The sequence below is a fragment of the Winogradskyella psychrotolerans genome (assembly GCF_018860565.1).
Lineage (GTDB): Bacteria > Bacteroidota > Bacteroidia > Flavobacteriales > Flavobacteriaceae > Winogradskyella > Winogradskyella damuponensis.
The window spans coordinates 12,864-25,924 of sequence record NZ_JAHKPS010000025.1 but is presented as its reverse complement, the minus strand read 5'-3'; the positions used below and the strand labels follow the sequence as shown (position 1 = coordinate 25,924).

At 32.5% G+C, this 13,061-nt stretch carries 9 protein-coding genes and 2 tRNA genes; 2 read left to right on the top strand and 9 right to left on the bottom strand.

The features are described from left to right. Positions 1–112: 112 nt before the first annotated feature. The 9 genes from KO504_RS12960 to KO504_RS12920 all read right to left on the bottom strand — a co-directional run bounded on the left by KO504_RS12960 (position 113) and on the right by KO504_RS12920 (position 7,656). Positions 113–187: transfer RNA gene (locus tag KO504_RS12960), tRNA-Val, on the bottom strand. Between the two features lie 206 nt (positions 188–393). Further along, positions 394–468: transfer RNA gene (locus KO504_RS12955), tRNA-Val, on the bottom strand. Positions 469–531: 63 nt separating this feature from the next. Beyond that, positions 532–1,749, bottom strand: a complete 1,218-nt coding sequence (locus tag KO504_RS12950) for a bifunctional folylpolyglutamate synthase/dihydrofolate synthase (RefSeq protein WP_215927543.1) — start codon at positions 1,747–1,749, stop codon at positions 532–534. A 1-nt stretch (position 1,750) separates the two neighbouring features. Then, complete coding sequence (locus KO504_RS12945; protein WP_215927541.1) at positions 1,751–2,647, bottom strand: energy transducer TonB; 897 nt, start codon at positions 2,645–2,647, stop codon at positions 1,751–1,753. Between the two features lie 76 nt (positions 2,648–2,723). Further along, positions 2,724–3,116 (bottom strand): ExbD/TolR family protein, encoded by a 393-nt coding sequence (locus tag KO504_RS12940; RefSeq protein WP_215927539.1) that lies wholly within the window; start codon positions 3,114–3,116, stop codon positions 2,724–2,726. A gap of 3 nt (positions 3,117–3,119) precedes the next feature. Further along, positions 3,120–3,815, bottom strand: coding sequence for a MotA/TolQ/ExbB proton channel family protein (locus tag KO504_RS12935; RefSeq protein ID WP_215927537.1), 696 nt, complete (start codon positions 3,813–3,815; stop codon positions 3,120–3,122). A 78-nt stretch (positions 3,816–3,893) separates the two neighbouring features. After that, positions 3,894–5,285: a sodium:proton antiporter NhaD gene (gene nhaD, locus KO504_RS12930; protein ID WP_215927535.1), complete on the bottom strand. Its 1,392-nt coding sequence runs from the start codon at positions 5,283–5,285 to the stop codon at positions 3,894–3,896. A gap of 6 nt (positions 5,286–5,291) precedes the next feature. After that, the gene (locus KO504_RS12925) at positions 5,292–6,518 is read right to left on the bottom strand and encodes a Glu/Leu/Phe/Val dehydrogenase dimerization domain-containing protein (protein ID WP_215927794.1); all 1,227 of its coding nucleotides are present in this window, start codon (positions 6,516–6,518) and stop codon (positions 5,292–5,294) included. Between the two features lie 61 nt (positions 6,519–6,579). Beyond that, positions 6,580–7,656, bottom strand: a complete 1,077-nt coding sequence (locus KO504_RS12920) for an anhydro-N-acetylmuramic acid kinase (protein WP_215927533.1) — start codon at positions 7,654–7,656, stop codon at positions 6,580–6,582. Positions 7,657–7,747: 91 nt separating this feature from the next. Between KO504_RS12920 and KO504_RS12915 the strand changes: the two genes are divergently transcribed. Both KO504_RS12915 and KO504_RS12910 read left to right on the top strand, forming a co-directional pair. Continuing rightward, a complete protein-coding gene (locus tag KO504_RS12915; RefSeq protein WP_215927531.1) occupies positions 7,748–8,890 on the top strand; it encodes an acyl-CoA dehydrogenase in 1,143 nt (380 codons plus the stop codon). Between the two features lie 142 nt (positions 8,891–9,032). After that, complete coding sequence (locus KO504_RS12910; protein WP_215927529.1) at positions 9,033–12,938, top strand: hybrid sensor histidine kinase/response regulator transcription factor; 3,906 nt, start codon at positions 9,033–9,035, stop codon at positions 12,936–12,938. Positions 12,939–13,061 lie beyond the last annotated feature (123 nt).

Genomic DNA, 13,061 nt, shown 5'->3' with positions numbered 1-13,061 from the left:
TACTTTCAAAAAACAAAACATAATTATCCAATAAATTATATAACAGCAATGCTCTGTAATTTTTAAACGAAAAAAACCGATTTACAATTATAAATCGGGTTTTCTAATAATGTGGGTCATACTGGATTCGAACCAGTGACTTCCACGTTGTCGACGTGACACTCTGAACCAACTGAGTTAATGACCCTTTTTAATTGACTTTACCATTTTTTAAACAAATGAACTTAATCTTAGATGCCCTTGAACGAAATTGCATCTGCTATTAAAATATTGAATCAGTTAGGTAATTCTTAAAATTTCTGTTTTTATAAATTACAAAACCTAATAACTTCACTCGCTTATTAAAAGCAAAAAAACCGATCTACTTTCGTAAATCGGTTTTCTTTTTGGAAGTGGGCGACAAGGGATTCGAACCCCTGACCCCTTGGGTGTAAACCAAGTGCTCTGAACCAACTGAGCTAGTCGCCCTAATAATTAGGACTGCAAAGATAGTCTAGTTTTTAATATCTCAAAACATTTTTTAATAAAAATTTAAATTATTTCTGCTACAACAAAAGTACTACCGCCAATATAAATCAAATCATATTTATTAGCATTTGATTTTGCGATAGTTAAGGCTTCACTAACACTTTTATAAGATTCTCCTAATAATTGATTTTTTTTAAAAGCAGTCATCAATATTTTAGCATTTAAGCCTCTTTGCACGTTTGGTTGACAAAAATAATAGCTTGCTTCTTTAGGAAGTAAAGGAATTATTGCGTCCAAATCTTTGTCATTTACAACACCAAATACAATATGAAGCTTATTAAAGGTTTCTTTTTTTATTTGCTCCATTACATAAGTTAATCCTTCTTTATTGTGCGCCGTATCACAAACAACCTTCGGATTGTGCCCTAATATTTGCCATCGGCCTTGCAAACCTGTATTACCAACAACATTTAAAAGTCCTTTTTCTAAATTATTTTTAGAAATCTTAAAACCTAGCTCTTTTAAAATATTTATTGATTGTATAACCGTTTTAATATTATGTACCTGATAAGACCCTTTTAAATCGCTCTCTAAAGCTTCATTTATAATTTGATCTGCAAAATAAATCGCAGAATTAGCTTCGCTTGCTTTTTGTTTAAATACACTTTCGGTTTCAGGATGTGTTTCTCCAATAACAACAGGAACATTTTGTTTTATAATTCCGGCTTTCTCTCCTGCAATTTCTTGAAATGTGTTTCCTAAAAACTGCGTATGATCAAAACCTATGTTTGTAATTACAGATAATTCTGGTGTAATAATATTTGTAGAATCTAATCGACCACCCAAGCCAACCTCAACAATAGCAATATCTACTTTTTGCTTTGAAAAATAATCGAAAGCCATACCAACAGTCATTTCAAAAAACGATAGTTGATTATCTTCTAAAAATGCTTTATTCTTCTTTATAAAAGCTATAACAGCCTGCTTGCTTATAACTTTACCATTAATACGAATACGCTCTCTAAAGTCCTTTAAATGCGGAGACGTGTATAGGCCAACTTTATAACCTGATTCTTGTAGAATTGAAGCCAACATATGACTTGTTGACCCTTTGCCATTAGTGCCAGCAACATGAACAGATCTAAACCTACCTTCTGGATGGTTGAGATACGTGGCTAAATTAATGGTATTAGTTAAGTCTTTTTTAAAAGCTGAGTTGCCTTTATTTTGATACATTGGAAGTTGTTGAAACATCCAATTCACAGTATCTTGATAATTCATTCTATTGACCTACATCAAAATTAATACTCACAAAACCAACTTGAGTTGTTGGTGCCTCAGGATCTGCTGGCCATTTATGAGACATGGCTATTTTTTTTGCAGGTTCTAATAAACAAGGATCCGTATTGGTTGTGCCCTTAATTCCAGCTTCTGCTTTAATTACTTTGCCCTGTCTGTTTACTTGAATTCTTACAACAACTAAGCCGTATTCGTTGCAGTCTTGCTTATATATTTGCTTGGATGGTATTCCTCTACCTCCTAGGCCGTATCCTACACCTCCTTTTCCTGGACCTGAACCTCCAAAATAACTTGGTGCATAAGGATCACCATCTAATTGTCCTTTATTTCCACCTTGACTATCTGGTCCTTCTCCTCCATCTGTATTGCCTTCTGCATTTTTCACACCTCCAATCATAGCATCGAGCTTTCTCTTTTTTTCAGCTTCTTCAGCACGTTTCTTTTCTTCAGCTTCACGTTTTTCTCGCTCTATCTTTTCTGCAGCTGCTTTAGCTTCTGCCTTAGCCTTTTCTTCAGCCGCTTTAGCTTTTGCTTCTGCTTCTTTTTGCTTTTTTATAGCAATTTCTTCAGCGTTATCTTGCGTCATTACTTCTTCGGCTTTGGTTGCCGCTTCAGTAGGTGTCACTTGTGATTCTTCCGGTACCACTTCTTCAACAGCACTTTCTTCTACTATTTTTTCTTCAACAGCCTTTTTAGGTTCACTTAATGGTTTATTACCGCTACCAAAATCTGTGGTCCCAAAGTTTACTGCTACACCATATTCTTCTGGAGGATCCATATATTGAGGCCCAACAACAAACAATAGCAGTAACAGTATCAAAGAAATGAGTACTGTAATTTTTGCCGAATTGCGTTCGTGTTTAGTCTCTAAATATTTCACTTTATAGGTATTGTTTTAAACTTATCAAATTTTGAAACCTTGTTGGTTTCCAAAGCTATTTTCAAAAATGATGCCGTTAATTAGGTTGAACAGCTAATATCACTTTAAACTTATTTCTATTGGCAATATCCATAACCTTCACTACATTTTCTACAGGCACAGATTTCTCTGCTCTCAATACGATTGTTGGTGATTCTTGGTTAGAAAGAATAGATACTAACTCTGTTTCTAAAACACTTTCTCCAACGCGTTTTTGATCAATATAATAGGTCAAATCTTTTTTGATACTTACTGCAGTCGATTTTTTATTTTCAGTCTTACCACTTGCTTTTGGCAATATAATATCAATAGCATTAGTACTTACCAATGTTGACGCTATCATAAAAAATATTAATAACAAGAATACAATATCGGTCATTGACGCGAAATTGAATTCTGGTGTTACTTTATTTCTTCCTCTAATGTTCATAAATTAGATAGGTTCGTTTAAATGATCTAAAAATTCAATAGAATTTGCTTCCATTTGGTAAACAACTTTATTTGTTCTTCCTACAACATGGTTGTAGGCTACATATGCAATAATACCAACTATAAGTCCACCAACAGTTGTAGTCATAGCTGTATATAATCCACTTGCTAAAACATCCATTTGAATGGTTCCTCCTGCATTTGCCAATTCAAAAATTGAAATAATCATACCAACAACAGTTCCTAAAAACCCAATCATTGGTGCAACGCCAGAAATAGTAGCTAACACACTTACGTTTTTCTCTAGACTATAAATTTCTAAACGCCCAGCATTTTCTATAGCTGTATTAATATCTTCTAGAGGTTTTCCTATTCTAGTAATTCCTTTAGCAATTAATCTCGAAACTGGTGAATTTTGCTGAGCACATAACATTTGTGCTGAATCTATCTTACCATTACTTACGTGATCTTTAATCTGATTCATAAAGTTTGAATCGACTTTAGACGCTGCTTTAATGGCAAAAATGCGTTCAAAATAAATATAAGTAGCTATAATTAAAAGTATAAACAAAATAAGAATAATCACTATTCCTGATGTTCCTCCACTTGTAATTAATTCAATAATAGATAAGGTTTTTTCAACTGGTTCTCCCTCAGTTAAAATATCTACTTCATCTTGAATAGTATTTAATGATATCATACTAAAATATTTAATTTTTTAAAGTTGTACTGTTTATAACGCTAAGTTTATAGCTTAAGTATATTTATTATTTTAATATTAAAAAATAGCTCTTGTTACCATAAAGGCTGCTGCTCCAGCTAGAAACCCAACTAATGCCAACCAAGATATTTTCTTTAAATACCAAAAGAAATCTATTTTTTCCATTCCCATTGCCACAACACCTGCTGCAGAACCGATGATTAACATACTTCCTCCGGTACCTGCAGAATAGGCTATAAAATGCCAAAGCTCATTATCTAATGGTTCTGAGAACATACCTAAACTTGCTGCAACCAAAGGTACGTTATCTATTACAGCCGATCCAACACCTAAAAGTAACACCACTAAATCCGATACACCTTCATGATGAAACTCTGTACCTAACATTGGCATAGTGTCTTGAAGTGAACCTGCAAAACCGAATAAAATCCCTAAAGATTCTAAGGCTGCAACGGCCATTAAGATGCCTAAGAAAAACAATATACTTGGCAATTCAATTTTAGATAGTGAATGATGAACAGGACTATGACTTGCATTAGAATTATGTTCTTCTGAACTCACTTCTGAAATTGAAAATTTAGAACTACTATATACTTCAGCAAAAATAGCAACAACACCCAATGACAACATCATACCTACATAAGGAGGTAAGTGTGTAATCACTTTAAATATTGGCACAAAAATAATAGCTCCCAATCCTAAGAATAACATGGTAGCACTAAACTTGTTTTTTGGTTTACCATCTGACTCTTGCAATTCTAAATCGCCTTTAAAAGGCTTTAAAAATGACGCAATAAAAGTTGGTACTACCATACATAACAATGAAGGGATAAACAAATACGAGAACAATTTACCTGTAGACACTTTATCTCCAATCCAAAGCATTGTTGTTGTCACATCTCCTATAGGCGACCAAGCACCACCTGCATTTGCTGCAATAATAATTAAACCAGCATACCATATTCTTACATCTCTTTCTTTTACAATTTTTTGAAGAATTGATATTAAAACAATTGTGGCAGTAAGGTTATCAATGATTGCTGAAAGTAAAAAGGCTAAGATTGCAAACATCCATAGCAGTTTCTTCCTACTGTTAAAATTTACAGCATTTTTAATGGTAGAAAACCCATCAAAATAATCTATTATTTCAACAATGGTCATTGCACCTAATAAGAATACAAGAATCTCTGCTGTCTTACCTAAATGATGAAGTAAGGTTTCTTCCATTAAGTGCATTTTCTCTTCATGCGGAAGTAAACCAAAATTGTCCATTAGACTATGATTAGCAGAATCAAACCATTGAGTAAATCCATCAATACCTAATGAAATCAGTGCCCAACTTATAGCCATCATGACTAAAGCAGGGATTAATTTATCAATTTTAATATTGTGTTCTAATGTTATGGCCAAATAGCCAAAAACAAATACAAGAATTATTGCAGCTTCCATTATATGTTATATCAGTTGTTTTAATGCTATTTCAAAAGCTGTTTCACTTATACCTATTCTTGTTGAATTATTTTCATGCACTTTTTCTAAAGCTTTCCTTATAACTTCAGATGTGTCATTAAAAATAGCTTCATCAGTCATTAGCACTTTACGTTCCATAAAATAAGCAAAAACTCTTGCCATACCACAATTTGAAATAAAATCTGGTATTAGGCTCACTTTTTGGTCTGTATGTTCCATTATAGATCCAAAAAATATTTCTTTATCAGCAAAAGGGACGTTAGCACCACAGGTAATCACTTCTAAACCTGTAGTAATCATCTGATCAATTTGATCTTGAGTCACTAATCTCGATGCTGCACAAGGTGCAAATATTTCAGTCTGTAACGACCATATACTTTCATTGATTTCTTCAAACGGAATGAGGTTATCTGCAACTAGTGTATTACCATTTTTTGCAAGGTATAAATCAGTGATCTCTTCAAATGTAAATCCATCTTTATTGATTAACCCTCCAACTCTATCAATGATACCAACAACTTTTGCACCCATTTGTGCGAAATAAAAAGCAGCTGCTGCACCTACGTTTCCAAATCCCTGAACAACAACCCGTTTTCCTTTCACAGAATCTCCATTAATATCATAGAAGTGTTTTGCTGCTGTAGCGACACCGTAACCCGTAATCATATCTGCAACGGTATATTTTCTATTAACACTAGGAGAAAAGTCTGGATTTTCAATAACCTTGATAACACCTTGTCTTAACTGACCAATTCTATTAATTTTATCGGCTTGTGTTGGTTTAAAATGGCCTTCAAAGACACCTTCTTGAGGATGCCAAACACCACTCTGCTCAGTAATTGGAATAACTTCGTGAATTTCGTCAACATTTAAATCACCACCTGTTCCATAATAACTTTTTAATAAAGGAGATACCGCTGCATACCAACGTTCTAAAACACCTTTTTTCCTTGGATCTTGTGGGTCAAAATTTATTCCAGATTTAGCTCCACCTATGGCAGGGCCAGAAACTGTAAATTTTACTTCCATCGTTTTAGCAAGAGACAACACTTCATTTCTATCTAATCCTTTTCGCATTCGTGTTCCACCACCTGCTGCTCCACCACGTAATGAGTTTATAACTGTCCACCCTTCCGCGTCTGTTTCTGAGTCGTTCCAATGAAATACGATTTCGGGAGTCTTATTTTCGTATTTCTGAAGTAAATCTTTTATCAATTTATTTTTGTTTTATTTCCGGTAACAAATATAAAAAACAATCGAACCGAAATGTTAATTAATTTAGATTTTTAGGGATTAATCTTTTTCCTGATGAATGATTTTGATTTGCACCTGTTACACTTTTTAAACAGTTAACTTCGTTTCTCTCTTTTAATACTCCAAGCAATCCAAAAATTAAAGCTTCTTTAAATTCTATAATTTCATTTTCTGGGATTACAATTTTAGATTTAGAGAAATGACTAATTCTATCCATTAAAAAATCATTGTAAACTCCACCTCCTGTAACTAAAACCTTTGTATTGCTTTCTGTTAGAACTCTAGAGACTTGAATAGCAACATGTTCAATAAATGTTCGTAATATATCTTTTGTTTCAAGCTTATAAGGTTCAATAAGTGGAAAGATATTCAATTCTACCCATTCTAAACCTAAAGATTTTGGTGCTTGTTCGTTATAAAAACGAAGTGTGTTTAACTGAAATAGTAACGCTTCATTTACCTGTCCTGTTGAAGCTATTTTACCTTTATCATCATATTCTAAATTTAATTTAGAAACATAATAATTTAAAACAATGTTTACAGGGCAAATATCAAACGCAATTCTTTTATTTTTAGATTCAAAAGAAACATTGGCAAAGCCGCCTAAATTGAGACAATAATCAAAATCTTTAAATAACAAACGATCACCTATAGGTACTAAAGGCGCTCCTTGTCCACCAAATTCTACATCTTGAACTCTAAAATCACAGATAACTTTTTCATTTAAAACATCTGCTAACACTTGCAGATTACCTATTTGATAAGTTACCCCTTGCTTTGGTTGGTGTAAAGCCGTATGTCCATGCGAGGCAATAAAATCTATATCTTTAATGTGATGTTGTTTTATAAATGTTGAAATTACTGTTGCTAGATATTTAGAATATAATGAATCAATATCCTGCAATTGGTCCATTGACTGGTTAACTAATGCTCCCAATTGTAATTTCCATTGTGCTGAATACTTTACAGTTTCTGCATCGTGAATTTTAAAATCCCAATGGGTATCAATAACATCATAGGTTGCATAAATAAGATCTATACCATCTAGTGAAGTTCCTGACATTACACCAATAACTTTATAAGTAAATTTTGTCATATGAGTAAAAATAATATTCCTTATTGAAAATACCGCAATAAAAAATTATCTTTGCATCAAAATTTTAAGAAATCAATAATATTTATAGTATATGGACTTTAACTTAACAGAAGAACATTTAATGATTCGTGATGCAGCACGAGATTTTGCACAAACAGAATTACTTCCTGGTGTCATAGAACGTGATAATGCACAAACTTTTCCTGAAAGCTTAGTACGTAAAATGGGTGAATTAGGATTTTTAGGCATTATGGTAGATCCTAAATATGGCGGAAGCGGTATGGATGCTATTTCTTATGTACTCATCATGGAAGAATTATCTAAAGTAGATGCCTCTGCTTCTGTTATGGTTTCAGTAAATAACTCTTTGGTTTGTTACGGATTAGAAGCATACGGAAATGAAGCTCAAAAAGAAAAATATTTAACAAAATTAGCTACAGGTGAATGTATTGGAGCATTTTGTTTAAGCGAACCAGAAGCTGGTAGTGATGCTACATCTCAAAAAACAACCGCTATAGATAAAGGTGACCATTACGTTTTAAATGGTACAAAAAACTGGATTACAAACGGTGGACGTGCCGAAGTTTATTTAGTTATTGCTCAAACAGACAAGCATAAAGGCTCTCATGGTATTAATGCCTTTATTGTTGAAAAAGGTATGCCTGGTTTTGATATTGGGCCTAAAGAAGACAAATTAGGAATTAGAGGTAGTGATACGCATACATTACAATTTAATGACGTAAAAGTTCCTAAAGAAAATAGAATTGGTGATGATGGCTTTGGTTTTAGATTTGCTATGAAAACACTTTCTGGCGGACGAATTGGTATTGCTGCACAAGCCTTAGGTATTGCTGCTGGTGCTTATGAATTAGCTTTAAAATATTCTAAAGAACGTAAAGCTTTTGGTACAGAAATTTGTAACCACCAAGCTATAGCGTTTAAATTGGCAGATATGCATACTGAAATTGAAGCTGCAAGAATGTTAGTGATGAAAGCTGCTTGGGATAAAGACCAAGGGAACAATTATGACATGTCTAGTGCTATGGCAAAATTATATGCTAGTAAAGTTGCTATGGAACATACAGTTGAAGCTGTACAAATACACGGTGGAAACGGATTTGTAAAAGAATACCATGTAGAACGTTTAATGCGTGATGCTAAAATCACTCAGATTTATGAAGGAACTTCAGAAATTCAGAAAATTGTAATTTCTAGAGGACTTATAAAAAATTAGATAACTACTCATAATATATATTTTAAAACCCATCAAATTTTGATGGGTTTTTACATTTATTCACAAATTGTAATATCAAGTTAAAATTCTTTATATTAGTAAGTTAAACAGCATCTTTTTAAGATTCACTGTCATTTAATTTATGGTTTACTTACTTTACAAAATAATTAATTTTTTCCTTTTTATTTGTATATTGATTGCTTGTTCATTTTTCGCAAACGCTCAAGAATCTGTAAACGAAAAACCATTTTCATTTGATAGTCTAACCATCAATGATGGTTTATCTCAAAGCAGCGTTATTAGCATTGCACAAGACAGTGTTGGTTATTTATGGCTTGCAACACAAGATGGACTGAACAAATATAATGGTAGAAGTTTTAAACACTACGACAAACATTTTGAAGACATTACTAGACCAACATTTAGTAGGCTCGGTAAGATTTATAATGATAACCAAAATCAGTTATGGATTATTACTAATTCTGGAAAACTAGAACTTTACAACTCAAAAACAGATGATTTTAAGTACATCTCAACCTTCAAAAATGTCAGTTCTATATTTCAAGATAAAAATTTAAACACTTATGTTGGTACTTATGGCGACGGCTTATTTAAAATTGATGCAATAACAAAAGACACGCTTCAGGTTTTAAATGAAAACGATAAACAAAGAACTATTTATGATTTTATTGAAACCCATAATTCCTTAATTGTTTCAGCATCTGGTTCGGTATTTGAATTTAAACAGAACACATCTTATAAGGAAATCCTGATAGATTCTCACAATAACGCAAACTTTAGCACATTAGCAAAAGATAAGAGCGGCAACATCTGGTTGGGAACTTTTGGTCAAGGTTTATATTACAGAGAAAAAAAAACAGATTTGTTTGTAAAATATCGGCATAAAGATCTTCCAGAAGACTTAAATATTGAAGATCTTCTTATTGATAAAGAAAACAGATTATGGATTGCGACTTATGGAAATGGAGCTTATAAACTTGACCTAACAAACCAGAATCTCACCAACTTTAAAGCCAACAAAGACAACCCATTTGCTATTCAATATAATGACATCTTATGTTTGTATGAAGACGTAACAAATATCATATGGTTGGGTACTGATGGAGCTGGTGCTAATTATTACGATACACATCTTATAAAATTTAATGTATTAACCAATAACCAAGTTCCTAAAACAGTAAATGTTGATGTTGTAAGAAGTATTAGCACTGATAAAGATGATAATATATGGATTGGCACCTCCGGAAAAGGCCTAACCTACATTAACTTTAAGACTAAAGAACATAAAACATTCACTGCCAATAATTCTCCTTTAGCTAGCGATAGAATTATTAGCCTACTCAACAATAACAATAATTTATGGATTGGACATCAAGGGTTTGGTCTAAATATTAGAGATATTAACGGAAACTATAAGTCGTTTCCAGAATTAGCCAATTATACCATTTGGCAAATTGTTAGAGAAAACAATGAACAAAGTTGGCTTTGTACTGAACGAAACGGCCTGATTTTATTCGACATAAATAAAGGAATTATTAAGCAATTTAATACCAGTAATTCTTTATTAACAACCAACGACATAAAAACCGTAACCAATGGCGACAATGGTGAATTATGGATAGGAAGTGACGATAATGGTCTGTATAAGTTACATACAGGTTTAGATCGCGTAGTAAATATTAAAACCATCAATAGTAAGATAAAATCTTTGTACTACCACAATGGTATTCTTTGGATAGGTACCAATGGTAAAGGTCTTAAAAAGTATCATATTGAAAACGATACTTTTGAAACGTTTACAACAACGGATGGTTTACCTAACAATGTTATTTATGGAATTTTACCAGATAACAATGGGAATTTATGGTTAAGTACAAATAATGGCATTAGTAAATTCACCAATCAAACTAAAAATAAATTTGAAAATTATAGCAATTACGATGGGTTACAAGCTTTAGAATTTAATACAGGTGCCTACTATAAAGACAAAAACGATAATCTTTATTTTGGTGGATTAGAAGGCCTCAATTGGTTTAACCCAAACCAATTAACATTTAACACCATAAAACCTAAAACTATTATTACAAAGTTTGAAGTTTATTCAGTAGACCACCCCTTTCAACAAAATGCAGCATTTAAATTCAATAAAAACACTATAACTTTTACGTTTTCGAGCCTGCATTTTTCACAACCTGAGCGTAACTCTTATAAATATCAGTTGGTGAATTACGATGAAAAATGGATAAATGCAGGCAATAGTAATACGGCACATTACACCAACCTTCCTCCTAACGATTATACTTTTAAAGTTATCTCTAGTAATTATGACGGTGTTTGGAATAATACACCTGCAACATATGCATTTACCATTAACAAACCTTGGTATGGTACTAATTTGGCAAAAATTATTTATGTAATCTTAGGGTTGTTATCTGCATTTGCACTTTATTATTATTTAAAATGGCGTTGGCAAATGAAAATGCAACTTCAGTTTGAACACGAAGAAACTAAACGACTTAAAAAGTTAGACGAATTTAAAACCAAATTATACACGAATATTTCTCACGAATTTAGAACACCACTAACCCTAATTTCTGGACCTATAGAAAATCAACTATCAAAACCAGAACTTTCTAAAAGCGATAAAAAAGAGCTACAACTAGTAAAGCAAAATACGGACAGATTAGTATTGTTAGTAGATCAGATGCTAGACCTTTCAATGCTAGATTCGGGGCAAATAAAATTAAGAGTCTCTAAGGGCAACATAACCGTATTGTTAAAACAAATAGTTAGTGCTTTTCAGTATAAAGCCAATCAGAAAAATATTAAGATAAAAAGCAATATTCAAGATATAAAACAAGTGTGGTTTGATAAAGATGTTATTGAAAAGGTAACATCAAACTTATTATCGAATGCTGTAAAATATGCTCCAAAAGAAAGTGAAATTATATTCGATGTCATTCTTCAAGATGATGTATTGGTTTTATCTATAGTAAATTCTAGCGATCGCGTTGGCAGAAAAGACTTGAGTAAGCTGTTTCAGCGATTCTACCAAGACAACAAATTATCTGATGGTGTTGGTGTTGGCCTGGCATTGGTTAGAGATTTAGTCAACTTGTCTAAAGGGAGTATTATTGCGAATAATATTGATGACAATAAAATTCAATTTACAGTAACACTTCCCATTAAGAAAGAAGCCTTTAGTAATGATGAAATCATTGAGAACACTAAAGAGACTCTTAATGAGACTGAACAAGAGGCTTCAGAAATTTTAGTTACCGATAAACCTACAATTTTAGTTGTAGAAGATGAACCAGACATACGTGCTTTTATCGTTTCTAATTTCAAAAAAAATTACTACTTAATTGAGGCGACCAATGGTGAATCTGGTATAGAAAAAGCACGCAAACACATGCCAGATCTTATTATAAGCGACATTATGATGCCAAAGAAAGATGGCATTGAACTCTGTAATGCATTAAAATATGATGAAATTACAAGTCATATTCCAATCATCTTATTAACGGCAAAAGTAGGTAACGCTAATGAAATTACAGGCTTAAAAACTGGAGCTGATGCCTACGTTACCAAACCTTTTAATAGCGAAAAATTAAAGTTGACAGTCGATAATTTAATCGAAACCAGACGACAATTACAAAAACACTTCAGTAAAAATTTTAGCATTACACCAGAATTTTCCATTACCTCTACCGAAAACGATTTTCTTCAAAAAATAAAAGACGTCTTAGACGAATGCCTAACGGATCCAAACCTTACTAGTGAAAAGTTTAGTGAGAAACTACAAATGAGCAGAACGCAACTCCATAGAAAGATGAAAGCAATCTTTGGTTTATCTACCACTGAATTTATTCGTTCACAACGTTTAAAACTATCGCTCGAATTATTAAAAAATTCGGATGCTACAGTATCTGAAATTGCGTATCAAATAGGTTTTAATTCTCCTTCCTATTTTATAAAATGTTTCAAGGACACGTATAAGACAACTCCTAAAGAATACATCTCTTAAGCACTATATCGCAATTAATCAGTTAATTACAAACATCTTTCAACACAATGAAACACCTGTTATATGTTTTGAAACATAATTGATATGATGTATTCAAGCTTCACTATAATTTTACAACTACAC

Excerpts from the sequence above, each read along its gene's own strand:
- KO504_RS12915 (WP_215927531.1), top strand. The coding sequence starts at position 7,748 with ATGGACTTTAACTTAACAGAAGAACATTTAATGATTCGTGATGCAGCA.
- nhaD (WP_215927535.1), bottom strand. The coding sequence starts at position 5,285 with ATGGAAGCTGCAATAATTCTTGTATTTGTTTTTGGCTATTTGGCCATA.
- KO504_RS12920 (WP_215927533.1), bottom strand. The coding sequence starts at position 7,656 with ATGACAAAATTTACTTATAAAGTTATTGGTGTAATGTCAGGAACTTCA.
- KO504_RS12935 (WP_215927537.1), bottom strand. The coding sequence starts at position 3,815 with ATGATATCATTAAATACTATTCAAGATGAAGTAGATATTTTAACTGAG.
- KO504_RS12950 (WP_215927543.1), bottom strand. The coding sequence starts at position 1,749 with ATGAATTATCAAGATACTGTGAATTGGATGTTTCAACAACTTCCAATG.
- KO504_RS12940 (WP_215927539.1), bottom strand. The coding sequence starts at position 3,116 with ATGAACATTAGAGGAAGAAATAAAGTAACACCAGAATTCAATTTCGCG.
- KO504_RS12910 (WP_215927529.1), top strand. The coding sequence starts at position 9,033 with ATGGTTTACTTACTTTACAAAATAATTAATTTTTTCCTTTTTATTTGT.